Source organism: Ochrobactrum sp. SFR4 (genome assembly GCF_019730395.1).
Taxonomy (GTDB): domain Bacteria; phylum Pseudomonadota; class Alphaproteobacteria; order Rhizobiales; family Rhizobiaceae; genus Pseudochrobactrum.
Window position 1 is genome coordinate 1 of record NZ_JAAPBB010000134.1, and the last position, 520, is coordinate 520.

Here is a 520-nt window from a genome sequence, read left to right on the forward strand (position 1 = left end):
TATTCCCATTATGAACCGATTGAGATCAGTACTGTATAGCCGCCGCAAACAACTTAAATCGAACCAGTTCGCCGAAATGACTCAAACAGTACCGCTCACACCTCCAAAATTCGTTCGCGCTTATCTTCGTATCTCAACTACACAGCAAGAAGCACAACGAGCACGAGGCAGTATTGATGTTTTTGCACAAGAACGCGATATATCAATTTGCAACTATTATATTGAAAATGAATCTGGTGCTCTCTTAGATCGACCTGAATTATTCAAATTGCTAAATGATTGCTACCCATCAGATATTCTGCTTGTTGAAGATATTAATCGCCTTTCTCGTCTACGTGATACGGATTCTGACCTGAGCCCCGCAAACTCCACCAGATTTTGGTAGAGTCCAATCCTTGGTGACGTGCACCCTTAAAATCGGACCATTTTCGGCTGGAATTTTCCATTTATAATGCCCTTTACCGGAGAAGGAGAATTTCATGAAAGCGGGTAAATTTTCAGATGCACAAATTGCCTTTGT

Annotated in this window: 1 protein-coding gene; it reads left to right on the forward strand. The window is 41.5% G+C overall.

Annotation, left to right across the window (positions count from 1 at the left end; genetic code table 11):
- The coding region (locus HBA93_RS18220; protein WP_286202039.1) for a recombinase family protein at window positions 1-385 on the forward strand (385 nt) is incomplete at its 5' end.
- Window positions 386-520: the final 135 nt, after the last annotated feature.